16 protein-coding genes are annotated in these 25,204 nt (G+C 60.7%); 7 read left to right on the top strand and 9 right to left on the bottom strand.

Translation table 11 applies throughout. The features are described from left to right. Positions 1 to 27: 27 nt before the first annotated feature. From PspCFBP13509_RS24255 to treP, 3 genes are all read right to left on the bottom strand, one after another. Positions 28 to 1,248 (bottom strand): maltoporin, encoded by a 1,221-nt coding sequence (locus PspCFBP13509_RS24255; RefSeq protein WP_065947919.1) that lies wholly within the window; start codon positions 1,246 to 1,248, stop codon positions 28 to 30. Between the two features lie 164 nt (positions 1,249 to 1,412). After that, the gene (gene treC / locus PspCFBP13509_RS24250) at positions 1,413 to 3,059 is read right to left on the bottom strand and encodes an alpha,alpha-phosphotrehalase (protein ID WP_137212805.1); all 1,647 of its coding nucleotides are present in this window, start codon (positions 3,057 to 3,059) and stop codon (positions 1,413 to 1,415) included. Positions 3,060 to 3,115: 56 nt separating this feature from the next. Beyond that, complete coding sequence (treP, locus tag PspCFBP13509_RS24245; RefSeq protein ID WP_074847579.1) at positions 3,116 to 4,558, bottom strand: PTS system trehalose-specific EIIBC component; 1,443 nt, start codon at positions 4,556 to 4,558, stop codon at positions 3,116 to 3,118. A 238-nt stretch (positions 4,559 to 4,796) separates the two neighbouring features. Here treP and treR point away from each other — a divergent pair, with 238 nt between their 5' ends. Together treR and PspCFBP13509_RS24235 are read left to right on the top strand one after the other, a co-directional pair. Next, positions 4,797 to 5,501, top strand: a complete 705-nt coding sequence (gene treR / locus PspCFBP13509_RS24240; protein WP_027605432.1) for a trehalose operon repressor — start codon at positions 4,797 to 4,799, stop codon at positions 5,499 to 5,501. A gap of 65 nt (positions 5,502 to 5,566) precedes the next feature. Continuing rightward, entirely contained in the window at positions 5,567 to 8,626 is a 3,060-nt protein-coding gene (locus PspCFBP13509_RS24235; protein WP_137212804.1) for a membrane-targeted effector domain-containing toxin, read from the top strand. A gap of 71 nt (positions 8,627 to 8,697) precedes the next feature. Here PspCFBP13509_RS24235 and guaA read toward each other — a convergent pair whose 3' ends face one another. The 4 genes from guaA to PspCFBP13509_RS24215 form a co-directional block, all read right to left on the bottom strand. Beyond that, positions 8,698 to 10,275, bottom strand: coding sequence for a glutamine-hydrolyzing GMP synthase (gene guaA, locus PspCFBP13509_RS24230; protein WP_027605430.1), 1,578 nt, complete (start codon positions 10,273 to 10,275; stop codon positions 8,698 to 8,700). Between the two features lie 81 nt (positions 10,276 to 10,356). Next, entirely contained in the window at positions 10,357 to 11,826 is a 1,470-nt protein-coding gene (gene guaB, locus PspCFBP13509_RS24225; RefSeq protein ID WP_017478674.1) for an IMP dehydrogenase, read from the bottom strand. A 104-nt stretch (positions 11,827 to 11,930) separates the two neighbouring features. Then, complete coding sequence (locus tag PspCFBP13509_RS24220; protein ID WP_065924854.1) at positions 11,931 to 12,479, bottom strand: sugar ABC transporter ATPase; 549 nt, start codon at positions 12,477 to 12,479, stop codon at positions 11,931 to 11,933. Between the two features lie 91 nt (positions 12,480 to 12,570). Next, positions 12,571 to 13,338: a sulfite exporter TauE/SafE family protein gene (locus PspCFBP13509_RS24215; RefSeq protein WP_065947923.1), complete on the bottom strand. Its 768-nt coding sequence runs from the start codon at positions 13,336 to 13,338 to the stop codon at positions 12,571 to 12,573. 99 nt (positions 13,339 to 13,437) lie between these two features. On the opposite strand from PspCFBP13509_RS24215, the gene PspCFBP13509_RS24210 reads away from it, so the two are divergent. The 5 genes from PspCFBP13509_RS24210 (at position 13,438) to leuA (ending at position 23,009) form a co-directional block, all read left to right on the top strand. Further along, positions 13,438 to 14,328 (top strand): LysR family transcriptional regulator, encoded by an 891-nt coding sequence (locus PspCFBP13509_RS24210; RefSeq protein WP_065924856.1) that lies wholly within the window; start codon positions 13,438 to 13,440, stop codon positions 14,326 to 14,328. Between the two features lie 10 nt (positions 14,329 to 14,338). After that, positions 14,339 to 15,718, top strand: coding sequence for an exodeoxyribonuclease VII large subunit (gene xseA, locus PspCFBP13509_RS24205; protein WP_137212803.1), 1,380 nt, complete (start codon positions 14,339 to 14,341; stop codon positions 15,716 to 15,718). A gap of 3 nt (positions 15,719 to 15,721) precedes the next feature. Further along, positions 15,722 to 16,543 carry a M23 family metallopeptidase gene (locus tag PspCFBP13509_RS24200; RefSeq protein WP_065924858.1) on the top strand — a complete coding sequence of 274 codons (822 nt, stop codon included), beginning with the start codon at positions 15,722 to 15,724 and terminating at the stop codon, positions 16,541 to 16,543. 231 nt (positions 16,544 to 16,774) lie between these two features. After that, entirely contained in the window at positions 16,775 to 20,959 is a 4,185-nt protein-coding gene (locus PspCFBP13509_RS24195; RefSeq protein ID WP_137212802.1) for a membrane-targeted effector domain-containing toxin, read from the top strand. A 370-nt stretch (positions 20,960 to 21,329) separates the two neighbouring features. Continuing rightward, on the top strand, positions 21,330 to 23,009 hold the full coding sequence (leuA, locus tag PspCFBP13509_RS24185; protein ID WP_027605424.1) for a 2-isopropylmalate synthase: 1,680 nt from the start codon (positions 21,330 to 21,332) through the stop codon (positions 23,007 to 23,009). A 90-nt stretch (positions 23,010 to 23,099) separates the two neighbouring features. Here the strand turns inward: leuA and PspCFBP13509_RS24180 are convergent, their stop codons facing one another. Further along, positions 23,100 to 23,891, bottom strand: coding sequence for an amidohydrolase (locus PspCFBP13509_RS24180; RefSeq protein WP_065924861.1), 792 nt, complete (start codon positions 23,889 to 23,891; stop codon positions 23,100 to 23,102). Continuing rightward, positions 23,879 to 25,027, bottom strand: coding sequence for a pyridoxal phosphate-dependent aminotransferase (locus PspCFBP13509_RS24175; RefSeq protein WP_065924862.1), 1,149 nt, complete (start codon positions 25,025 to 25,027; stop codon positions 23,879 to 23,881). The genes PspCFBP13509_RS24180 and PspCFBP13509_RS24175 overlap by 13 nt, the downstream gene beginning before the upstream one ends. Between the last annotated feature and the right edge of the window lie 177 nt (positions 25,028 to 25,204).

Here is a 25,204-nt window from a genome sequence, read left to right as displayed (position 1 = left end):
TGGGTGGATGCCTATCCCATGGATGACTTATTTCCACCAGTATTCAACCTGCACGCCAACGTTCGACCCATGCCGCGCGGTGCCATAGGCGCCGGTGTCGGACAACGCCGAGCCCGCCGCCAGTTCATTCGCTGCACGCTTGGCCGCTTCGTTCCAGGTCGCATAGGTGTAGTACAAACGCACTTCCGGCCGCGCCCAGAAATCCGGGCCGTTGGGCGACCAGGTCGGGGCAAAGGTAAATTTGCTCAGCTTGCGCGTGCCGCCGGTGGCATCGACCTGATCATGCCCAAGCTCGGTGACCAACTTGAATTGTTCGCTGATCGCATACGCAGGGCGCACGCCGATGGACATCCAGGTCTGGTCCTGGCTGCCGGGGCGAATATCCTTCTGGTACACCGCCTCGATCTGCCCACCAAAACGCGGGGTCACCTGCCAGTCGAAGAACTCCACGGCGCGATAACTTTTGCTGCTGTTATCCAGGAAGGTATTGCCGGTGTAGCCCAGGCCGGTGCCGGGGCCTTCGCCGTACTGCAAAGCGAATTTGTTCTTGCCGCCCAGGAAGTTTTTTTGCACATGCTGCGCGGTGAGCGCCCAGCCGCTGTGGGTGTCGCGCCCGCCGGCCTTTTCGATATGGCTCAAGCCCAGCTCCAGCTCGCCGCCGGGGTTGGTCTTGAAGCCCGCGACGTTGAAGTCGTGACGGGTGGCGTATTCCTTCTGGTACAGGTTGTCCTTGCGCGAAATGGCGTAGCTGTACTTGAGGTCGCCGATCAGCACGTCCTCGATTCCGCCGCCGGTGGCGCTCTGGTTCCAGTAGTAGAAGTCGGAAATATGGATGTCATTGCGTTTGTAGTAACGCCGACCGGCCCACAGCGAACCGCCATTGAGGGCAGGCAGGTTCGACCACTGCGCATACATCTGCGGCATGCGCGCCGAGCCGTTGTCTTCGCCCTGGAATTTAAGGGCGCGGTCGTATTGGTTGTACAGCGACGCCATGGCGTCGACGCTGAGCACCGAGCCATCGTCGAGGGTCAGCAGGTCCTGACGCAGTTCCAGTTCGGCGTACTGCTCGCATTCGTTGCCCAGTCGATATTTGGTTTGCGCCCCCGGCAACTGGAAACATTGCTGCTTGCCACTGCCTGTCGACGTCCCCGCGCCGCTGCGCAAGTAACCGGCAAATTCCAGGGCCTGCGCGCCGAATGGCAGGCTCAGGCAGGATGCAACGAGGCCCAGCTTTATTGTTGTTTTCATGAATGCTCCTTCTATTTTTATTGTTTTATTACTGTCCTTGCACGACACGATTCCCTGTAGGAGCGAGCTTGCTCGCGAAGAACGCCAACGATTACGCAGCGATACTGGTTTAACGCGGCGCTCTCAGGTTTTTCGCGAGCAAGCTCGCTCCTACAGGGGGCGTATCAATCAATCAGGTGCAGCACGAACGATTCGTAGGGACGCAAGACGACCGTGGCCGAGCGTCGCGGGCAGTCGGGGTAGTTGCTGATCAGCAGGCGTTGCTCGGTCGCGGCCTCGATCACGTCGCCAGGCAGCTGGACCTCACAGGGCTGGCCGTAGAAGTTGTTCAGCACCAGCAGGCGCTCGCCGTGGCCTTCGCGCAGGTACGCCCAGACCTGCAAATGGTCTTGCAGCAGTTGGCGGTAAACCCCCTCTTGAATCAGCGGTTCGTGACGGCGCAGGGCGATCAGTGCGCGGTAGTGATGCAGCACGGAGTCGGGATCGTCGCGCTGGTGTTCAACGTTGATCTGCGCGGCATTCGCCGGGAGGCTGATCCAGGGCTCGCCGCTACTGAAACCCGCATTCGGCTGCGCGTTCCACTGCATCGGCGTACGGCCGTTGTCGCGGGACTTCTGCATGATCGCCGCCATACTCGCCGCTTCGGATTCACCGGCATCGCGCTTGAGGCGGAAGATGTTCAGGGTCTCCACATCGCGGTACTGATCGATGCTGTCGAAGCCCGGATTGGTCATGCCCAGTTCTTCGCCCTGGTACACGAACGGCGTGCCCTGGAGGAAGTGCAGCGCGGTGGCGAGCATCTTGGCCGAGACCACGCGATGCTCACCGTCGTCACCAAACCGCGAGACCACCCGGGGTTGATCGTGGTTACACCAGAACAGCGCGTTCCAGCCGCCACCGGCCTGCATGCCCAGTTGCCAGTCGGAGAGGATCTGCTTGAGTTGCAGGAAGTCGAAGTCAGCCTTCACCCACTTCTGCAGGTTCGGGTAATCGACTTTCAGGTGATGAAAGTTGAAGGTCATCGACAGCTCTTTCGACTCTGGCCGCGAGTAGCGAATGCAATGCTCAAGGCTGGTGGACGACATCTCGCCGACGTTGATCAGGTCATGGCCTTCAAAGACTTCGCGGTGCATCTCCTGCAGGTATTCATGCACGTTCGGGCCGTCGGTGTAGAAGCGGCGGCCGTCGCTGTTGTCTTCGGGGAAGTCGGCGGGCTTGGAGATCAGGTTGATCACGTCCAGGCGGAAACCGCCCACGCCCTTGTCGCGCCAGAAGCGCATCAACTTGAACACCTCGGTACGCACCTGGGGGTTGTCCCAATTGAGGTCGGCCTGGGTGTGGTCGAACAGGTGCAGGAAGTACTGGCCGGTTTGCGCCTCGTATTCCCAGGCCGAACCGCCGAACTTGGACTCCCAGTTGTTCGGCTGGTCCCGCCAGATGTAGAAGTCGCGGTAGGGGTTGTCGAGGCTGCTGCGCGCCTGCTGGAACCACTCATGCTCGATGGAGGTGTGGTTGACCACAATGTCGAGCATCAGCTTGATGCCACGCTTGGCCGCTTCGCTGATCAGCAGGTCGCAGTCGGCCATGGTCCCGTAGCTGGGGTCGATGGCGTAGTAGTCGCTGATGTCGTAGCCGTTGTCCCGTTGCGGCGAGCGCAGGAACGGGGTGATCCACAGGCAATCCACGCCCAGCCATTTGAGGTAGTCGAGTTTGTCCACGATGCCCAGCAGGTCACCGGTGGCGTTACCCGCGTGGCTGTGGAAGCTCTTGGGGTAGATCTGGTAGATCACCGAGTGTTGCCAGTCTTGCATGGTGGGTTCCTTCAGTAGAGTTTTGTGCTGGCCTCTCGGGCCTCGATGGCGATTGATCAGGCGACGCGATAACCCGGCCGAACAATCTTCATGCTCAACGCACAGGTCAGTACAAACGGCACGACCATCGCGATGACCATCCCGATCACAAACATCGCGATGGATTGCGGCACGATCGAGATAAACCCAGGTAAACCACCGACGCCGATGGCCGAGGCCTGCACCTTGTTCAGCGACAGGAAAATGCTGCCCAGCGCCGAGCCCACCAGGGCCGCGTAAAACGGAAACTTGAAGCGCAGGTTCACCCCGAACATCGCCGGTTCCGTGATGCCGAAGTACGCGGAAATCGCTGAGGTCGAGGCCATGCTTTTATCCCGCGCATTGCGGGTGGTGTAGAACACCGCGAGCGCGGCGCTGCCCTGGGCCAGGTTGGACATCACGATCATCGGCCAGATAAACGTGCCGCCCTGGGTGGAGATCAGTTGCAGGTCCACGGCGAGGAACATGTGGTGCATGCCGGTGATCACCAGCGGCGCGTACAGCAGCCCGAAAATCGCTCCGCCAACCATCGGCGCCAGGTCAAACAGGGTGACCACGCCTTCGGTGATCAGGATGCCGAGGTGACGGGTCACCGGGCCGATGATCGCCAACGCGAGCACGCCGGTGACGACGATGGTGGTGATTGGCACGACCAGCAATTGAATGGCGTTGGGCACACGAGCGCGCAGCCATTTCTCGATGACGCTCATGACATACGCCGCCATCAGGATCGGCAGGATCTGCCCCTGGTAGCCGACTTTCTCGATCTTGAACCAACCGAAAATATCGAAGTACGGCAGGCTCTGGCCGTCGAGCCCGGCGACCGCCTTGCCGTAGTTCCAGGCATTGAGCAGATCGGGATGCACCAGCATCAGGCCGAGCACGATGCCGAGGATTTCACTGCCGCCAAAGCGCTTGGCCGCCGACCAACCCACCAACGCCGGCAGGAACACGAACGAGGTGTTGGCCATCAGGTTGATCAGGCTCCACAGGCCATCCAGGTTCGGATACGCCTCCAGCAGCGTCTGGCCCTCGATGAACATGCCCTTGGCGCCCATCAGGTTGTTCACGCCCATCAGCAGGCCGGCGATGATCAACGCGGGCAGGATCGGCATGAACACATCGGAGAACACCCGTACCAGGCGCTGCATGGCGTTGGTCTTGTCGGCGCCCTTCTTCTTCACATCGGCGATGGTGGCGGCGGCGAGGCCGGTCTGTTCGCGCAGGGCGGCGTAGACCTTTTCCACTTCGCCGGGGCCGATCACCACCTGGAACAAACCGCCGGTGAAGAACGAGCCCTTGACCAGATCGACCTGGTTCAACGCGCTGTTGTTGACCAGGCTCGGATCCTTGAGCGCCAGGCGCAGGCGGGTCACGCAGTGGGCAGCTTGCTCAAGGTTGTCGCTGCCCCCGAGGTGCTCGAGGATCTCGCGGGCAATGTTGGAATAGTCGTGGCTCATGCTTGGTTTCCACTTTGATTTTTTTTATTGGGGGCAGTCATTGGCAGCACGCCGAAGGCAAAAGTACTCGTACAGACGAGTTAAAGCAACAACTCGTCTGTACGAGTTTGATTTTGTTTATTCCCTGCAGGACACCGCTGCGCTGCAAGCCGCAGAAATCCATGGGTCTAATGGACAAACTCCCGCTCTGCCTCTAAGGTTCCTGCCTTGAACGCCAACGCGGCACAGAGCCCTATCCATGAGCAAATACAACCAGATCTATACCGATCTGCTTGCCAGCATCACCACCGAACGCCTGCAACGCGGCACGCGCCTGCCCTCCGAAACCGAATTGATGGACAGCTACCAGGCCAGCCGAGGCACCGTGCGTCGCGCCATCGAGCAACTGCAGGAACGTGGGTTTGCGCAAAAGATCCACGGCAAGGGCACCTTCGTGCTCTCGCCCAACCCGATTGAGTTCCAACTCGGCGGCATCGTCAGCTTTCACGAAACCCACGCCGACCTGGGCGATGACGTACGCACCGAAGTGGTCGAATTCACCCAGCTCCCCCTGGAAGGCCCATTGTTGCAACACATCGAGGCCGAACCCGGCAGCCTCATCACACGCATCAAACGGGTACGGCGCATCGGCGGCAAACGGGTGATCCTCGACATCAACCACTTCGTCGCCGACCTGATCCCAGGCCTGGACCAGGCGATCGCCGAACAGTCGATCTACGCCTTCATCGAGCAGACCTTGCAACTGCAGATCAGCTACGCCCAGCGCACCATCGAAGCCCTGCCCCGCAGCAAGGACGACCAGACGCACCTGGACCTCGAAGGGCAAAGCCATGTGATCGTGGTGAGCAACCAGACGTTTTTGCAGGACGGGAGACAGTTCGAGTACACCGAGTCGCGGCATACGTTGGATAAGTTTTACTTCTCCGATATCGCCAGGCGCTAACTATCTACCCATCGCCCGTCTAAACGGCTTGGCATGCTCGGCTCTTCCCCCTTAAGGAGAGCAGCATGCCGCTTGCCGACACCTCCCCCGCCGCTCAGCAACAACTCAGGGCCCTGGCGCCCATCGTGCTGGATGCGTGCCCGAACATGCAGAGGATGGCCATCGAGGCCGCCCGCGAGATTCTCGCAAAACACGGTCTGGCGACCCTGGATCCCGATCACGTGCACTGGCACCGCTTCACCGGCGGTGTCGGTGACCCGGCGACGTTTACGGGCTGGAGCCACAACGAAAAACCCCAGGCGTCGATGACGCTGACGCAGCTGTTCATTCACCGCTTCGAGGTACATGACCAGGACAATGCCGACCTGCTCGACGGTGATGGTGGCTTTTATCGCGAGGGTGCCGAGGCGCGGTTATTCGATCAGCATAACGAAGTGCGGCTGTCCGCCAGCGCGGTGCTCAAGGACTTCTGGGCGATCAATTTCAGCGATCGCTACACCACGCGCATGGATGCATTCTGGAGCGCTCACTTCGATGATTTTCGCACCCTGGCCAAGGTCAACTGCCTGGCCGAGGCCCTGCAAGCACGACAGGCCGGGGATCTCACCACGTCGCAGTTGCAGACGGTGATTCGGGCCCTGGCCAGCAATCTGTGCTGGCCCCCAACCCTGTCCAACCTGCAGGCCAAGGCCACTTCAGCCGGCGGGCTGCGTGTGGCGGCGCTGGATATCGGTGGACATACCGCCACGGATATCCTGCGCATCGTCGACGGCGATGGGCGGCAAATCCTTTATGTACCGGGCGAGTCACAGGCCTTCCACTGTTTCGAGACCCCTGCCGACCTGCATTTCTGGCTGCTGAACCAGACCAGCCACCCGGATAACCGCGCCCGCTTCATGGCCCATTTCCCGCTGTCGGCGCAGATCCAGCAGGACGACACCGCTGCCGTGACGTGGAAACAGATGCTGCTCACCCCCGTGCTGATCTATCGCACCGCCCAGGCCCTGGCGGGTACCCTGCCGCCGGACTGGGTGGACAAGGGCCTGTCCCACCAACTCGACCAGTTGTTTGTCGACTGGGGCACCTGGGACCACCGCCTGATCAATCAAGCCGACCAGGCCATCGAGGACGATGCCTTTACCTGGCTGGCGCAATCGAGTCAGACGCGCATGCGCAATGACGCGGATTTTTCCCTGCGCAGCAATGGCGACCTGCGCAAGAAACTCTGGATCGGCTACCTGAACGCCTTTGGCAAAACCTTTGGCCCGATGGCCGTGGTCGGCTGGCCGGTGGCGTTGGTGGTCGTGGGAGCCAGTGCGGCAAATCTTGGCCTGAACATCGACCAGGCCATCAACGGCAAGACCCCGGCCGAACGCCACGCCGGGGAGCTGGGCGCGGTATTCAGTGCCATCGATACGCTGTTTAACCTGGCACTGTTGAAAGCCGACGGGGTCATGCCCGATATCGCCGAAGCGGCCGACACCCTCGCAGTGGAGCCCATTGAGTTGACGCCGCCCACAGCGCCCGCCAGCGCACCGCCGGTGCCTGAGCCTGCGGTACCTGCCACCTACCAGGCCAACCTGATACTGGAAGGAGAACACCTGGATACCGCCCCCGGAAAATTCCAGCAGGTCTATAGCCTGCGGACCTCCGACGGCATGCCTCAGCAAGCCATCCTGATGAACGATCAAGCCTATTACGTGCGCTACGAAGCCGACCCCAACGGTCGTGGGCATTGGGCGATTGTCGACCCGAACAACCCCCATGGCTTTTCCGGCGCGCTGCCGGTGCGCCTGAACGAACTCAACGAATGGGAACCTGTGCCCCACAGCAACGGCTTGAAAGGCGGCGGGGGAAACTCCAGCAAAAGCGCCCGGGGGCCGGCCCCCTCGCGGGTCCCGCCACCGCCACAAGCGATGACCACGCCACCCCACTCGCTGCGCAGGGTGACCAGCCCCTTCGATACCCCGCCATCCACCCGCCCGGAAGTGAAACGCTGGGCAATGGGCCTCACTGAAACCCATGTTCACAGCCGCTTCGGCCGTATTGACCGCTTCACCTACTACTTCGGCGAAACGCACCGCAAACTGCTGCAATCGGCGCAAGACTTCTACAAGGAACTGTCCTGGAGCCGCCTGCCACCTCGTCCGGACATCCCCGCCTTTGAACCGACAACGGCCTTCGAAGAAGTCCTCGAACGCCTGCCCGAAGACCTACCGGGCTACGTCATCGGCGAAACCCTGGACCGTATCAGCAGCACCCGCCTGCTGATCAACAACATGCCGCTCTTCGCGCGCAAGGGCGTGAAAACCCTGTATATGCGGCGCCTGCTCAACGACTTCGCCCAGGATGATCTGAACCACTACTTCCAGACCGGCAAGATGCCGGAGGACCTGGAAAGCTACCTTGGCAAGCTGGGCACCGATCCATCCGGGCAGTTCAATGAACTGGAACTGGTCAAGACCGCCAGGGCCAATGGCATACGCGTGCAGGCTATCGATTGCGCAGCCCATTACAAATACCCCACCCCTATCGCCGATCTTTCAGAGCAGGTGATGAGCAATTACCTCGCCCACCTCCTTATCCAAGCCGACATAGCGCTGAACGGCGGCGGTAAATGGCTGGTACTGACCGGGGCCAGAAACATCAATACCTTTAATGGATTCGCCGGTCTCAGTGAACTGGAAGGAGGTATCGGGCTGCGTATAGAAGAGGTCTTTCCGGGGCAAGGCAACGAGGTGCGTATCGACCCCGGCATCGCCATTGATCGCGACAACGCCCCCAGTCATGAAAGCGTCGGCGACAGCTTCGACACCTTGAATGCCGACCTACGCGTACAAGTGGAAGCCCCACCGGTGCACAGGACGCTGGAGCAACAGCAGCGACTGCTGTTTCGCAAGGGCATGTACCTGATCGACAAAAACCAGGGCAACTACACCCTGCGGCACCACAGCAGAGACAGGGGCATCGTTGCGACCCCCATCAATCGACTGGCCGACGGCAGCTTTTACATCGACCGCCCGGCCTGGGCAGGCGTGCATGACATACGGTTCCCCACGCTGGAACAGCTGTCCAGCGCCCTTACCAATATGGGCATGAGCCTGCAAAGTCGGCTTCCAGCCTGACAGGCAATAAAAAACCTGGCCGAGGCCAGGTTTTTTACTCACTCAACGCAGGCCATTCAGGCTCGCCTTGCTTATTCCCACTCAATCGTCGCCGGCGGCTTGCTCGACACGTCATAAGTAACGCGCGAAATACCTTCGATCTCATTGATGATACGGCCGCTGACGGTTTCCAGCAGTTCGTACGGCAGGTGTGCCCAACGGGCGGTCATGAAGTCGATGGTTTCCACGGCACGCAGGGCCACGACCCAGGCGTAACGACGGCCATCGCCTACAACGCCTACGGACTTAACCGGCTGGAACACCACGAACGCCTGGCTGACCTTGTGGTACCAGTCGGCCTTGCGCAGTTCTTCGATGAAGATGTGGTCGGCACGGCGCAGCAGGTCGGCGTATTCCTTTTTCACTTCACCGAGGATGCGCACGCCCAGGCCCGGGCCGGGGAATGGGTGGCGGTAGACCATGTCGTACGGCAGGCCCAGTTCCAGGCCAAGACGGCGGACTTCGTCCTTGAACAGTTCGCGCAGCGGTTCTACCAGCTTGAGGTTCATTTCCTCAGGCAGGCCACCCACGTTGTGGTGGGACTTGATCACGTGGGCCTTGCCGCTCTTGGCACCGGCCGACTCGATCACGTCGGGGTAGATGGTGCCCTGGGCGAGGTACTTGATGTTGTCCAGCTTGTTGGACTGGGCATCGAATACGTCGATGAAAGTGCGGCCGATGATCTTGCGCTTCTTCTCCGGGTCGGATTCGCCGGCCAGGTTGTTCAAGAACTGCTCTTCGGCGTTGGCGCGGATCACCTTGACGCCCATGTTCTCGGCGAACATGGCCATTACCTGCTCGCCTTCGTGCAGGCGCAGCAGGCCGTTGTCGACGAACACGCAGGTCAGTTGGTCGCCGATGGCCTTGTGCAGCAGCGCAGCGACCACGGAGGAGTCAACGCCGCCGGACAGGCCGAGCAGCACGTTGTCGGTGCCGACCTGGGCGCGTACGTTGGCGATCGCGTCTTCAGCGATTTTCGACGGGGTCCACAGGGCTTCACACTCGCAGATGTCGAGGATGAAGCGCGACAGGATGCGCCCGCCTTGCTTGGTGTGGGTCACTTCCGGGTGGAACTGCACGCCGTAGTAACGACGCTCGTCGCTGAACATGCCGGCGATCGGGCAGCTCGGGGTGCTGGCCAGGATGTGGAAGTCTTCCGGCATCCTGGTGACCTTATCACCGTGGCTCATCCATACGTCGAGGCCGAACAGGCCATCGGCGTCGATGTGGTCTTCGATGCCGTCCAGCAGGCGGCTCTTGCCGACCACGTCGACACGGGCATAACCGAATTCACGCAGCTCGGAACCTTCAACCTTGCCGCCCAGTTGCTCGGCCATGGTCTGCATGCCGTAGCAAATTCCGAAGACCGGCACGCCCAGGTCGAACACGGCTTGCGGGCAACGCGGGCTGTTGGCTTCGTGCACGGACTCGGGGCCACCGGCGAGGATGACGCCTTTCGGTGCGAATTCGCGAATCGCTTCGTCATCCATGTCGAACGGGTGCAATTCGCAGTACACGCCGATTTCACGCACGCGGCGGGCGATCAGTTGGGTGTACTGGGAACCGAAGTCGAGGATCAGGATGCGGTGGGCGTGAATGTCGAGGGCCATGAAGTCAGTCTCGTCTAATGAATCAGAAACAACTCGGGGCTGAAAGAACAGCCCCGGTTACTTAACGTTTTGCTGGAAGCCTCAACCTACGCGGTAGTTAGGCGCTTCCTTGGTGATCTGCACGTCGTGGACATGGGATTCAGCCATGCCTGCGCCGGTGATCCGCACGAACTCTGGCTTGGTGCGCATTTCTTCGATGTCGGCGCTGCCGGTGTAGCCCATCGAGGAACGCAGGCCGCCCATCAGTTGATGGATGATGGCGCTCAAGGTGCCCTTGTACGGCACACGGCCTTCGATGCCTTCCGGCACGAGCTTCTCGGCGCCTGCCGAGGAGTCCTGGAAGTAACGGTCGGAAGAGCCTTGCGCCTGGGACATGGCGCCCAGCGAACCCATGCCGCGGTAAGCCTTGTAGGAACGGCCCTGGAACAGTTCGATCTCGCCCGGCGCTTCTTCGGTACCGGCGAACATCGAGCCCATCATTACGCAGGAAGCACCGGCAACGATGGCCTTGGACAGGTCACCGGAGAAACGAATGCCGCCGTCGGCGATCAACGGTACGCCAGTGCCTTCAAGGGCAGCGGCGACGTTGGCGATGGCGCTGATTTGCGGCACGCCCACACCGGCAACGATACGCGTGGTGCAGATCGAGCCAGGGCCGATACCGACCTTGACCGCATCGGCACCGGCTTCGGCCAGGGCCTTGGCGGCCGCGCCGGTGGCAATATTGCCGCCGATCACCTGCACCTCAGGAAAGTTCTGCTTGACCCAGCGAACGCGGTCGATCACGCCTTTGGAGTGACCGTGGGCAGTGTCGACCACTACCACGTCAACGCCGGCAGCCACCAGGGCCGCCACGCGGTCGCCAGTGTCTTTGCCGGTACCGACCGCAGCGCCGACGCGCAGACGACCTTGGTCATCCTTGCTGGCCAGCGGGTAAGCTTTGGCTTTTTCGATGTCATTGACGGTCATCATCCCTTTGAGGGCGAATTTGTCGTCGACGATCAGCACGCGCTCGATGCGGTGCTTGTGCAGCAGTTCGCGCACGTCGTTCTTGTCGGCGCCTTCCTTGACAGTCACGAGGCGCTCTTTAGGCGTCATCACTTCGCGGACGGTGACTTCAAGACGGTTCTCGAAACGCACGTCACGGGAAGTGACGATGCCGACCAGGTCGCCATCGTGCAGTACCGGAACGCCGGAGATGTTGTGCAGGCGAGTCAGGTCGAACAGGTCACGCACGGTAGCGTCGGCTTCGATGGTGATCGGATCCTTCACCACACCGGCTTCGTAACGCTTGACCTTGCGCACTTCGGCAGCTTGCTGCTCGATGGTCATGTTCTTGTGGATGATGCCGATGCCGCCTTCCTGAGCCATGGCGATTGCCAAACGGGCTTCGGTGACGGTGTCCATGGCAGCGGAAACCAGGGGAATATTCAGCTCGATGCCACGGGTTAGGCGGGTCTTGAGACTGACTTCGTTAGGAAGCACCTCGGAATAACCGGGCACTAGGAGAATGTCGTCGAATGTCAGAGCTTCTTGGCTGATACGCAGCATCGCGGGGGCTCCCGAGCGGGAAAATGGAAGCGCGCCATTATACTCAGACACCCCCCAGGTCTCAATGTAAAACTCTGACATATTTGGGAATAGTGATAGAAGGACTACAGCTCGACTTTGACCCAGCTGATCTTCTGGTCCAGCCAATCGGCGAATTCGTCGATAAAGCTCTGCTTGAACCCCGCCTCCGCCCAGTTGTTGAAGATGAACCCCAGGTTGGAAAACCCGCACGCCTGCAGGAACAGAAAACCGTTGATGTCATCTTCATGCCCACACAGCGGGCAGGTGAAGTTGTCGGTGTGGCCGGGCATCCAGTCTTCCAGGCTTTCGAACAGCGCCTCGCCGACTTCCTTGAGGCATTCCGGGCAGCCGGCCTCCTCGAGAAAGCCCTTGGCCGGGGTATAGATGCAGCGCTTGTAGATGATCTCCAGGCCGTTGACCGGCTCGTTGAACGGCAGCGCCTCGGGGTGCAGCACCACGGCGCGGGCGCCGTCGGCCAGGGCATAGGCCATGCGGTTGCCGGTGCGGCCACAGGTGGTCAGTTCTTCCTTGATGATGTTCTTGCGCACCAGCCACCGCACGATCGCCCGGGCGCGGGGTTCGTGGACGGGCAAGGTGGAGATTTTCGGGACAAGGATGCTTTGGGAATTCATGGGAGACCTGCGGCGTGGCTTCTGGCCTCATCGCGGACAAGCCCGCGATGAGGCCCGGGAGGACGGCAGCTTAATCCCTGAAGAAATCAGGTCAAGTGCTCAAGTACCGCCCAATCAACGCAATGCCACTGGCCAGCACCAACCACGTCACCAGCCGGACGAAGGCCTCACGGGACATGCGCATGGTCAGCCTGCGCCCACACCACAGCCCCAGGGCCATCGCCGGCAGCAGGCACAGCGCCAGCATCAGCAGCGGCCAATCAGCATACACCCCGGCGATCAGGAACAGGCTCAGGCGCACCACCGTGCTGCAACTGATCAGCGCGCTTTGGGTGGCGCGCGCCGCGTCCTTGGGCAAGCGGCTGTTGAGGTAGATTGCATATAAAAAGCCACCACTGCCGAACAACGCACCGAACAACCCGCCTACGGTGCCCATGGGGATCGACCAGCCAGCGGCCAGCTGCGTTGGCCGGGTTTTCACCGCCAGGCTGTAGATCGCATAGGCGCTGATAAACAGCCCCATCAGCAGCAGCAACAGGTCCGAATGCAGGTTGAGCAGAAACACCACGCCCAGGGTGCAGCCAATCGCCATGCACGGCAGCAATCGCAGCAGCTCCGGCTTGTTCACGTCCCGGCGCGTTTGCAGCAGGCCGCCGAAGGCCGCGACGAAATCCAGCAGCACCAGCAGCGGGATGATCTTCGACAGCGGCATAAACACAATCAGGATCGGCCCCGCCACCAGCGCCGTGCCAAAACCGGCGATGCCGAACACGATATAGGCCACCACCACGCCCAGGCCGATCACCAGCCAATCCATACCACCAAACGACCACTGACTCATCAGCTCAACCGGGCTCATGGGTAATTCCTTATTGGAGATGACCATCACTTTAGCCATCGGTAAGGGATGCGACTAATATCTTCAAAGCCCTCCACCCATCTCGAAAAGGCATGACGTGTGATCTCCACCCGCCAACTGCGTTACTTCGTCGAAATCGCCGACAGCGGCAGCTTCAGTGCCGCCGCCGAACGTTTGTTCGTGGCGCAATCGGCCCTGAGCCGGCAGATCAAGGAGCTGGAAAACCAACTGCGAACCCCGCTGTTCGAACGCACCGCGCGCCAGCCGCGGCTGACTGCCGCCGGTGAAGCCTTCTATCCACGGGCGCGCAACCTGCTGGGCGAATTGCTCAAGGCCAGCCAGATGGCGACCCAAGTGGGCAACGGCGAATTGGGCACACTGCGCCTCAGCCATTCGAGCACCGTGCCGATGAGCGGGCCTTTACTGCAAGGCATCGGCACCTGGCTGGAGCGCTGCCCTGGGGTGTCGATGGATATCGGCAAACTGTCCTCCGAAGCGCAGCTGGAAGAAATCGCCGACGGTCGCCTGGAAGTCGGGGTGCTGCGTTTACCCGTGCTGCGCCAGCGCGAAGGTGTACGGGTCATGCCTTTATACAGCGAACCCCTGCTGCTGGCCGTGCCTGCGAGTCATGCGCTGGCACGCAGCCAGGCGCCCATCGAACTGGAGCAACTGAAAGACCAGGCGTTTATCTCGATCCCCCATCCCCAGCGTGGCGGCCTGAGTTATCTGTCGGCCGAACTGTGCATGCGTGCGGGATTTTTCCCCAAGGCCGCGCGAGTGATGTCACGCAAAACCACCCAGTTGCAGTTGATCCAGGCCGGTTTCGGTATAGCCTTGCTGCCAAAGTCCATGCAGGACATCGCCCCCGCCAACGTGCACTTTTTGCCCCTGGCCGACCCGGACTGCCTGAGCACCGTCGCCCTGGCCTGCCAGCAGTCACCGAGCGCGTTGGTGGAGCAGTTCTGTCAAACCCTGCACGAATGCCTATAAACTGCCGTCCATGATTAAAGATCCCTTTGCCCGCTTGGGCCTGGACCGCGAAGTCCTGACTGTCAGCCAGCTCAACGGCCGCGCGCGGGTGTTGCTGGAAGACGTGTTCACCAATATCTGGGTCGAAGGCGAGATCTCCAACCTCGCCCGCCCGGCCTCCGGCCATGTGTACTTCACCCTCAAGGACAGTGGCGCCCAGGTGCGTTGTGCGCTGTTTCGCAATAACGCCGCGCGGGTCCGCCAGGCGTTGAAGGATGGCCTGGCGGTGAAGGTACGCGGCAAGGTCTCGCTGTTCGAGGGCCGTGGCGACTACCAGTTGATCCTCGATACCGTCGAACCCGCCGGGGATGGCGCGCTGCGCCTGGCCTTCGATGCCCTGAAGGAAAAACTCAGCGCCGAGGGCCTGTTCAGTGCCGAACGCAAGGTGCCGCTGCCCGCGCACCCGCGCCGCATCGGCATTATCAGTTCGCCCACCGGTGCGGTGATCCGCGACATCATCAGCGTGTTCCGTCGTCGCGCGCCCCAGGTGCAATTGACGTTGATCCCCACCGCCGTACAAGGCCGCGAAGCGATCCCGCAGATTGTGCGCGCGCTGAAGCTGGCGGATGCCCGTGGCTTTGACGCGCTGATCCTGGCCCGTGGCGGCGGTTCGCTGGAAGACCTCTGGTGCTTCAACGAAGAAGCCGTGGCGCGGGCAGTGGATGCTTGCGTGACGCCAATCGTCAGTGCCGTCGGCCATGAAACCGATGTGTCCATCAGCGATTTCGTTGCCGACGTACGCGCGCCTACACCTTCGGCGGCCGCTGAGTTGCTGGCCCCCGACGCCGGCAACCTGGTGCGCCAGGTCGAAAGCCTGCACCGCCGCTTGGTGATGCTGATGCGCAATCGCCTGACCCACGACCGCCTGCGCCTGGAAGGCATGGCCCGGCGCCTGCGGCACCCCGGCGAACGTCTGCGCCAGCAGGCCCAGCGCCTGGATGAGCTGGATATGCGCCTGCGCCGCGCCTTCGAGCGCAGCCTCAATACCCGCCGCGAACGCCTGATCCGCCTGGAAACCCGCCTCGCCGGCCAGCATCCGGGGCGCCAGTTGGCCCTGCTGCGCCAGCGCCTGGACAGCCTTGCCGAACGCCTGCCCCGCGCCATGCGCGAAGGCCTCAAGGCGCGTCGCCTGCAACTGCAAAGCCAGGTGCAGACGTTGCACGTAGTCAGCCCGCTGGCAACCTTGGGCCGTGGCTACAGCATTTTGCTCGACGAGCGTGGCCAGGCCATCCGCAACGCCGCGCAGACCCACACCGGCCAGCGCCTCACCGCGCGCCTCGGTGAAGGCCAATTGCAGGTGCGAGTGGAAGATAACCACCTGACCCCCGTCACCCTTTCGTTATTGGATTGATTGATGCCACGTTTCTTTAGTGTGTTGTTGCTGCTATGCCTCGCCGTTAACGCTCATGCCGACAGCTATATCAGCCGTACCTTGAACAAGCCGGTGCCCGGCGGCGTTGCGGTGGTTGAACTCGGCCCTTCGGCTACCGCGCCGAAAGCCACGTACCAGGGCAAACCCGTGCTGGTGGTGAAGGAGCAGGACAACTGGCTGGCGATTGTCGGCATCCCGCTGACGGTCAAACCGGGCAACGAGCGCATCAGCAGCGGCGGGCGCAGCCTGCCGTTTATCGTCGGCTACAAGAAATACCCGGAACAGCGCATCACCCTGAAGAACAAAAGCCAGGTCAACCCCGACCCGGCGCAGCTCAAGCGCATCGAGGGCGAGTTGGCCGTGCAGCTCAAGGCCTATCGCAGTTTCAGCCCGAACCTGCCGAGCAACCTGGTGCTGGACAAACCGGTGAACGGGCCGCTGTCGAGCAAGTTTGGCGTACGCCGTTTCTTCAACGATGAAGAGCGCAATCCTCATTCGGGCCTGGACTTTGCCGTGCCGGCCGGTACACCGATCAAGACGCCGGCGAACGGTAAGGTGATTCTGACCGGCAACTACTTCTTCAATGGCAATACCGTGTTTGTCGACCACGGCCAGGGCTTTATCAGCATGTTCTGCCATATGTCGAAGATCGATGTAAAAGTCGGCGATCAACTGGTGCGCGGTACGGTGGTGGGCAAGGTCGGCTCGACGGGCCGTGCGACCGGGCCGCATATGCATTGGAATATCAGCCTCAATGACGCACGGGTCGATCCTGCGATATTTATCGGCGCCTTCCAGCCCTGATACGCGGCAGCGCATTCAGCCCGGTCTGGACGTTCAAACCCCACGTATAGACCGGTCACTGACGACCGCCCTCTTTCAACAACCATGGCGCCGATCTCGACACAGTGCGTCGCCATTCCCGCCTATTTTCGAAGGAACCGTCATCGCTTGACTTGCCACCCACACATCGAGTCCCAGGGAGGACAATTCGCTCACAAGGACACATAAAGCAAGTCTTGTGGAGTTTCCTTAATGCATATCTCTGACTTCAAGCCCGCGCAACCCCAAACCGTTATTCCACCTTCTCGCCCTGCATCATCTACGCCAACAGTCCAGAACGACAGCCCAGGCCCACAACCCGCCCCCGCCAGGTCTCGTTCGTCCATACGGGGACTCGCCAGCCTCTCCGCCCCTTACTCATCGGGCATAAACCCCGCCACTGCCATCCGCAGCCCTCTCTCGAATCACTTCAAGATCGGCGATCTGCAGCTACTGAATGAACAGTACTCCAGCCTCATGGACGAGATGGCCTCAGAGCAACGCCAGCGTCCTGATTTCAAAAACTTTTTGCAGACACGGCTGGCACAGGCGTTTCCTCAACTGAATCCCCTCGACCCGGACAAGGTTTCGTTCAATAGCTATACGTCAAACAACGGCGTAGAACAGTTGAAATCCTCCGAGCCGATAATGACTGCCTTGAGCCGTGCGATTCGGGAAATCTATGCCAACCCGAGCAAACAGCTATTCGAGACACCGGGGGTCAGGACCGAATTTGTGACCCGGCCAGCGCCCGATGAGGCAGTCAATGTCCTCCAGCCCACCGCCTCGCTGCACACCATCGCCAGGAGCATTGCCACCGAGTACGCTCAGACGCTTCGGGAATACTGGACCACGCCCCAGCTTTCAGCGAACTCGCCCTCGCCACAGGACCAACTGTTATGGGTCCACAAACAGCAACTGTCGACCTTGGCAGCCATCCGCAAGATGGACGGCACGCTGAGCCCGGCCAGTAAAGAGTTGATCGACAACGCGCTGCGCTACCCGTCTCTAGAGGAACGGGAAAGTAAACTGCCTGACGGATCAAGGCCCGGTGTGTACCCCATCACCATTGATGACGGCACAGTACAGGGTGCAGCCTTCGCCGGTGCGTTCATGATCACCAGCAAGGATGGCTCTTCAGCGTCCACCCCGACCTGGCCTGCCACCGGTCGGGAGATTAAGCTCAACGACCAGAATGGCCCCGTGGTGCTCTATACCCCCAGCGAAGGTTTCGAGGAATTCGCAACCCCGGCACTGTTACGCGAAGCATTGGCGCAACGGCTCGACAGCGGCGGGCCGGCCGCCGAGCTGTTGAGGCAAAGCCTGCCGCTTTCGCTGCAAAACCGCGCGTCGCCGCCTACGGGGGATGACTTGATGCTAGGCGTGGCACCCCTGGCCGGGGATGTGCAGGCAGAGGGGATAAATTTGCTGCTCCAGCGCCAGGGCGCGGAAGTCGATGCGTTGATGGCCAGGACATTCACCCCGCAGCGGCCATCAAGCCCCACATCAACGCTGGGGCCGACGCTCATGACGGCCCTGGATGATGCCGCTGACTGGTCGGCACAAGTCGACGGCAGCAACGCCATGCTTGCGCGTAACGAGAAATTGGCCGAGAAAGGCCAGCCGGGCTGGTTGAAAAACCTCAGCCCCGCTCAAGAATTGCTCTACAGCCACTTGGAAGGGAAAGCGACAAAGAGCGCTGAACAACTCGCCCCCCTGCTGGAAAACATTCCGTCCTTATCCAGCTTTGCCACGTCGCAAATGAATGAGGCGCTGAAACAGGCTTACCCCCAGGCCAATGTGGACGCCGATCAACTGATGGTTAAAGTAGTCACCAAGACGCGTTTCCACCTCGGTCGCTCCGGCATTCCACAACCCCCCTCCACTACCATCACCTATCTGTCACTGTCCGACCTGGCCCTGAAAAACCCAAGCCACTGGGAAATGGGCGAAAGCCACAAGCACACCGAAACCACCATGACCCTGGCGCTGCAAGACACCAAGGGCTCACCGGTTCCAGATGATCAGAGGCGGCCGATCACCCTCGATACACAACAACTCAAGCACCTGGTCTACACCGCAGATGTGGGTGGCGAATACACCAAGCTGCTGGAGACGCGCATGGCGCCGGATGCCGCATCGGGGCCGGCTGCTGATTTACACAAGGCGTGGAAAGCCAGCAATGCCGACTTGATGGTGAAAGAAGCCTTCCTGGCACAACTCAACCCCGGTGGGTTCCAAGCCGATGCCAGCACCGACAAGACCTTGAAGCGGGGCGTACAGTGGATCAACGCGGTTCTGGATCATCCGGATCCGGCCCAGCGTGCGAAGGTGGATGGACAAACGATTGTTGCCAACACCCTGCTCCAGCTGGGCCTACCGGTTCGCGGCGTGATGGTCATCGGCAATCAAACCGACGCTTCTGTGGTGCTCTACAGCCCCGGAGCCCCCGACGGACTGGCGTTCAGGGAACTGCCCAACCTGGACGCATTGACGACGCTGCTGGAGAAGAAAGAATGGCAGGCCTATACCCAGAGCAGAAAATCGCCAACGGAAAAGGACGATTTTCAGCAATCCGTGGACGCTGCGCGCCGAGTCGTCACCAGTGGGGGCACCGACCTTCTTGCAGCCGCCGAGGTTCTTGACAAAGGAAGAAAACGCCTCGCTGGTTCCATAACCCTAAAGCCGATGGAAACAGACATCCACGATGAATTGTTCACTCAACAGACGCGCTTGCTAATCGATAAAGCCGACTTCCAGTCAACCAGCAGCGCAGAAGTGAACGCCGAATCGACGCGTAACAAGATCATGTTTGGCGTGGAGGTGGGCAGCCTGTTTCTGGACTTCATACCAGTCATCGGCAAGGGCATTTCTACCGGGGTAAAGGTGGGCAGTCGGCTCGGCCGAGCGGCACTGAAAACCATCCAGGGCAATGCCCGGCACTTGCCAGGTGGACTGCTCACACGCGGCGGCCGGGTCAACCTTTTCGCCGACTTCACCGCGCTTGCATCAGGCCTGCCCCATGTGCCGAGCACGCCTTTGCGTCCGGTGTTTCGCGCGGCGGGAACGCCCGTCCCCGCCGCTCCCGTCGCAAGGTCGCTGCTCACCCAGGGAACGCCCCCGCCCGGCGCGCCTGTCCCGCCTGCCGTCCCTTCGACCAGCGCGGGCATCAGGGCGTCCCAGGCAATCCCCAGCCCCGTCGCGCAATCCGTTACGCCACCGCGAGACCTGAGCGCCTATTCCGTCCCTGAAGACACGCTTAGAGGCGTCAGACCAGACGCCAATGGCATTTATCAAGTGGGAGAAAACTGTTACATCCGCTATACCGACAGCACCGGAATCAACCGCCCCTACCAGATTTATTCTGTGTTCAACGCCAGGCATGGGCGGGTCAGTATTATCGATCCCAAAGTGCCGTCGGATGCCCCCAGCATCTACAAGAATGTGGCGTTCATGGAATCAACCGGGACAGGGGAATGGCGCCTGAGTGAGTTGCCCGGCGCCAAGAGGCACAGAGGACGAACTTCACCACCGGGCGACGAATATATGGATCGCGTGCTCAGTGGCCAAGCGGCCAGAGACTTCGACGGGAACGCGGCCACCACCGGGCAACTGAGGCGTTGGTTCAGGCGTGACGTGCAGGACTTCTTTGCCCGCATGAGTGCGGGGCAACTGCCGGCACGGCCTGCCATTCCAGCCATCCCTGACAATGCGACGTCGGCCCAACTGATTAAATCGACCTTGGCGCCAGCCGATGTAAATGGCCTGGTCATAGGCGAACTTCACGACGAGCCAGGGGGCTACAAGTTCATCATTGAAAACATGGCGAACTTAAAAGCAAACGGAGTCACAACGATTTATCTCGAAAATGCCCCGTACTTCGAGGGCTCTCCAGTGTTCGGCGCCGGCGCCTATCAACCTCAGGATGCGAGATATGCCTATCCCCGCCCTTACGATTACTCAACCTATGCACCAAACAGTCCGACCCCGTATGACCTCATTCAGGAAGCCGACAAACACGGCATTAAGGTCATAGGGCTCGAGCATCCTTACCTCACAGCCCATAGCGATAACTTCGCGGCCAGGGCTGGTAACCAAGGCTACGTCCAAGAGCGCTTGTCAGACTTCAATTACTACGCGACAAAAATCATTGGGAAGACACCACCGGGGGAGAAATGGGTGGCGTTGGTTGGCAACGTGCACATGAATACGGCCGCCGGTGTTCCAGGGGTTGCCGAGTTGAACAAAGGGGTCGGAATCTCGATTATCGAGGCTCCCCAGGGCGCAAAAAGCTTGGCGATCCCCCCAGCCGCGAAAGACACTACCTCCCCAAGTTTCGCCGATTTACAACCGGATATTGAATTCAAGCAAAACGTTGATGATCTACGACTACCGTAGCAGGCAACCCAGGATGCCGTACCGGCGCTAACGTCGCCGTACGGCAACCACCCATTGCGCACCCACGAAGATGAGCAAAATAAAAACCACAAAAAGCCAAAAAACAAACAATAAAAAACTACAAAAATGCGAAACCGTAGATTTTCTATCAATTTTTCTTGAGCGCTTGCCATCTCCTATCCCCCGCGGGTAGGGTTAAATCCATGAAAACCTCTCACACCCTCATCCAGCTTCGCCAGCACCGCAGCCTGTGCCTCGTCAGCGCACGACTGCCAGGCTGAATCGATCTGCCTCGTCTTTACGTTTTATCCCTAAAAACAGTTCTACGGCAGGCCGCCTTTTCTCGGCCCCTACAACAAAGGATTTCCCGATGAGCATGCTCAAAGACCCGTCTTCGAAGTACCGCGCGTTTCCGACCATCGATATCCCGGACCGCACCTGGCCTTCCAAAACCATCACCACCGCGCCGATCTGGTGCAGTTCCGACCTGCGTGATGGCAACCAGTCGCTGATCGAGCCGATGGACGCGGTGAAAAAGCTGCGCTTCTGGAAGACCCTGGTCGCGGTCGGCGTGAAGGAAATCGAGGCGTCGTTCCCTGCCGCATCGCAAACCGACTTCGACTTCGTGCGTACCCTGATCGAAGACAACCACATCCCCGAGGACACCACCATCCAGGTGCTGACCCAGGGCCGTGAAGACTTGATCGCACGCACCTTCGAATCCCTGCGCGGCGCCAAAAAGGCCATCGTGCACCTGTACAACGCCACATCGCCGTCGTTCCGCCGCATCGTGTTCAACCAGGACAAGGACGGCATCAAGGCCATCGCGGTCAACGCGGCCAAGCTGTTCGTCAAGTACGCCGCCCAGCAGCCGGAAACCCAGTGGACCTTCGAGTACTCGCCGGAGACTTTCAGCGCTACCGAACTGGAGTTCGCCAAGGAAGTCTGCGATGCCGTGATCGAGGTCTGGAACCCGACGCCTGAGCACAAGATGATCCTCAACCTGCCAGCCACCGTCGAGTGCGCGACGCCGAACATCTATGCCGACCAGATCGAGTGGTTCGGTCGCCATATCAACCGTCGCGACAGCGTGATCATCAGCCTGCACACCCACAACGACCGCGGCACCGGCGTAGCCGCCACCGAGCTGGGCCTGATGGCCGGTGCGGACCGTGTCGAGGGTTGCCTGTTCGGTAACGGCGAGCGTACCGGTAACGTCGACCTCGTCACCGTGGCCTTGAACATGTACACCCAGGGCCTCGACCCGCAGCTGGACTTCTCCGACATCGACGGCGTGCGTAAAGTCGTCGAGGAGTGCAACCAGATCCAGGTACACCCACGTCATCCGTACGTCGGCGATCTGGTGCACACCGCCTTCTCCGGTTCTCACCAGGACGCGATCCGCAAAGGCTTCTCCCAGCAGAAAGAGGATGCGCTGTGGGAAGTGCCGTACTTGCCGATCGATCCGGCCGATATCGGTCGCAGCTACGAGGCGGTGATTCGGGTGAACAGCCAGTCGGGCAAAGGCGGCATCGCCTACCTGCTGGAGCAGGAATACGACATCAGCTTGCCGCGCCGCATGCAGATCGAATTCAGCCAGGTGGTCCAGGCCGAAACCGACCGTGTGGGCCTGGAGATGACCGCACCGCAGATCTACGCGTTGCTGCAGCGTGAATACCTGCAAGCCAACACTCCGTACGCGCTGGTCAGCCATCGCCTGCAGGAAGAAAACGGCAACAGCTTTGTCGAAGTGGAAGTCTCGGGCAAGGGCCAGGGCGAAACCAACCTGCACTGGAAAGGCAAAGGCAACGGCGCACTGGAAGCCCTGGTAGCCGGCCTGCCGATTGGGGTGGAGATCATGGACTACAACGAACATGCCATCGGCGCGGGCACCAACGCCAAGGCCGCGGCCTATATCGAGCTGCGTGTGAACGGTGAACGCCCGGTGCATGGCGTGGGTATTGATGAAAACATCACCACGGCGAGCTTCAAGGCACTGTTCAGTGCGCTGAACCGCTCGTTGAGCCAGCAGGAAGCGAAAGCGGCGTAACCTTCGCCGTCATACAGAAGGCCCCTGGGTGAGAACCCAGGGGCCTTTTTTATTGAGTTTCAGATTTGGGTTGCCCCCGATAACGGCCTGTCAGACAAACTGAAAGCTATCGGCATCCAGGTTCGCCGGAAACCTGGTGCGGTACGCCGCCAGTTCAGCCGCGTCCAGGCACACCTGGAACACCCCGTTCGCCTCCCCCGCACTCAGCAGGCTCTCACCCTGGAAATCCAGCACCTGGCTATCACCGGTGTAGGCAAAGCCCTTGCCGTCGGTGCCCACTCGATTCACCGCCGCTACGTAGCACAGGTTCTCGATAGCCCGCGCCGGCAACAAGCGGTTCCAATGCTGGCGCCGCGCCCCCGGCCAATTGGCGGTGTACAGCAGCAAGTCAGTGTCCTGGGCATCCCGACTCCACACCGGGAAGCGCAGGTCGTAGCAAATCAGCGGCCGAACACGCCAGCCTTTTAATTCGAACTGCACCTGGCGCTCGCCGGGGGTGTAGTGATTGTGTTCACCGGCCATACGAAACAGATGACGCTTGTCGTAGTGCAACACCTCGCCATCCGGCCGCGCCCACAACAGGCGGTTGCGGTGGCTGCCATCAGCGGCCTGGATGATCACGCTGCCGGTGATCACGGCGTTGTACTTCGCAGCCTGGGCCTGGAGCCACTGATGGGTCGGGCCGTTTTCCGGCTCGGCGAGGGTTTGCGACGCCATGGAGAAACCGGTGGTGAACATTTCCGGCAGCACGATCAGGTCGGCACCGCGGGCCTGCTCCAGCAGCCCCTCGAAATGCTCGAGGTTGGCCTGGCGGTCGTGCCAGGCCAGGGTGGTCTGGACCAGGGCGATATTCAAGTCAGGCAATGCCGTCAGATCACGCATAGTTTTTCAGCCGCTTGTCGCAGCGTCTCCTCGCGCTTGGCAAAACACAGGCGCACCAGGCGCTGGCCTTGCGGTGGGCTCTGGTAGAACACCGAGACCGGGATGGTCGCCACGCCATGCTCGCGGGTCATCCACAGGGACATGGCGACGTCATCCAGGTCCGGGCGTATTTGTGAGTAATCGACCAACTGGAAGTAGGTACCGGCCACCCGGCTAAAGCTGAAACGCGACGGTGCCAGCAGGTCGCAGAACAGGTCGCGCTTGGCCTGGTAGAACCCCGGCAGTTCATCGACGTGCTCCGGGTGTTCGGCCATGAAATCGGCCAACGCGAACTGCAACGGGGTCACGCCACAGAAATTGACGTATTGATGCACCTTGCGCAGTTCGGCCGTCAGGGCCGGTGGCGCGACCACGTAGCCGGTTTTCCAGCCGGTGACGTGGTAGGTCTTGCCGAAGGAGCTGACCACGAACGCTCGCGGGTACAGCTCTTCATGGGCCAGCACGCTGACGTGGGGCACGCCGTCGAATACCAGGTGTTCGTAGACCTCGTCGCTGACCAGGTAGATATCGCGGTCGCGGATCAGTTCGGCCAACTGGTCCAGCTCGGCGCGGCTGATCAGCGCGCCGGTTGGGTTGTGCGGAGTATTGAGGATGATCATGCGCGTACGTGGCGACAGCGCGGCCTTGATCCTCTCGAAGTCCAATGCAAAGCCTTGCAGGCTCAGTTGCACATGCACGCAGCGGCCACCGGCCAGTTCGACTGAGGGCTCATAGCTGTCGTAGCAGGGGTCGAACACAATGACCTCATCGCCAGTGCGAATCACCGCCTGGATCGCGCAGAAGATCGCGGCGGTGGCGCCAGGGGTGATGGTCACTTCACTGTCGGCATTCACCGTGGCGCCATAGCTGCGGGCGATCTTGGCCGCCACTTGCTGGCGCAAGGCCGGCAGGCCGGTCATCGGTGAATATTGGTTGTGCCCGCTGGCGACATGTTTGCCCACGGCATCGAGCAAAGCCTGAGGCCCATTGAAGTCGGGAAACCCCTGGGACAGGTTGAGCGCGCCGGTTTCGGCAGCGAGTTGCGACATGGTAGTGAAAATAGTCGTGCCGACATTTGGCAGCTTGCTGGTGATCATGGGAGCCCCCTTCGGGTGAGCTGCAAGTTTTAAGCTGCAAGCTGCAAGCAGGTCAAGGGGCAAACCGCCAGGCACATAAAAGGGCTCATTCAGAGCCCTTTTATGTGCCTGGCGGTTTGAGCTACAAGCTGTAAGCTTCAAGCCGCAAGCAAACCCGCTTTAGCTTGCAGCTTGTAG

Origin of the sequence: Pseudomonas sp. CFBP13509 (genome assembly GCF_005233485.1) — a bacterium.
In the GTDB taxonomy this organism is placed as follows: Bacteria; Pseudomonadota; Gammaproteobacteria; order Pseudomonadales; family Pseudomonadaceae; genus Aquipseudomonas; species Aquipseudomonas marginalis.
The sequence above is the reverse complement of the archived record's forward strand: the minus strand, read 5'-3'. Positions and strand labels throughout refer to the sequence as shown.

Coding starts and splice junctions, on each gene's coding strand:
- PspCFBP13509_RS24255 (WP_065947919.1), bottom strand. CDS start 1,248: ATGAAAACAACAATAAAGCTGGGCCTCGTTGCATCCTGCCTGAGCCTG.
- treC (WP_137212805.1), bottom strand. CDS start 3,059: ATGCAAGACTGGCAACACTCGGTGATCTACCAGATCTACCCCAAGAGC.
- treP (WP_074847579.1), bottom strand. CDS start 4,558: ATGAGCCACGACTATTCCAACATTGCCCGCGAGATCCTCGAGCACCTC.
- treR (WP_027605432.1), top strand. CDS start 4,797: ATGAGCAAATACAACCAGATCTATACCGATCTGCTTGCCAGCATCACC.
- PspCFBP13509_RS24235 (WP_137212804.1), top strand. CDS start 5,567: ATGCCGCTTGCCGACACCTCCCCCGCCGCTCAGCAACAACTCAGGGCC.
- guaA (WP_027605430.1), bottom strand. CDS start 10,275: ATGGCCCTCGACATTCACGCCCACCGCATCCTGATCCTCGACTTCGGT.
- guaB (WP_017478674.1), bottom strand. CDS start 11,826: ATGCTGCGTATCAGCCAAGAAGCTCTGACATTCGACGACATTCTCCTA.
- PspCFBP13509_RS24220 (WP_065924854.1), bottom strand. CDS start 12,479: ATGAATTCCCAAAGCATCCTTGTCCCGAAAATCTCCACCTTGCCCGTC.
- PspCFBP13509_RS24215 (WP_065947923.1), bottom strand. CDS start 13,338: ATGAGCCCGGTTGAGCTGATGAGTCAGTGGTCGTTTGGTGGTATGGAT.
- xseA (WP_137212803.1), top strand. CDS start 14,339: ATGATTAAAGATCCCTTTGCCCGCTTGGGCCTGGACCGCGAAGTCCTG.
- PspCFBP13509_RS24200 (WP_065924858.1), top strand. CDS start 15,722: ATGCCACGTTTCTTTAGTGTGTTGTTGCTGCTATGCCTCGCCGTTAAC.
- PspCFBP13509_RS24195 (WP_137212802.1), top strand. CDS start 16,775: ATGCATATCTCTGACTTCAAGCCCGCGCAACCCCAAACCGTTATTCCA.
- leuA (WP_027605424.1), top strand. CDS start 21,330: ATGAGCATGCTCAAAGACCCGTCTTCGAAGTACCGCGCGTTTCCGACC.
- PspCFBP13509_RS24180 (WP_065924861.1), bottom strand. CDS start 23,891: ATGCGTGATCTGACGGCATTGCCTGACTTGAATATCGCCCTGGTCCAG.
- PspCFBP13509_RS24175 (WP_065924862.1), bottom strand. CDS start 25,027: ATGATCACCAGCAAGCTGCCAAATGTCGGCACGACTATTTTCACTACC.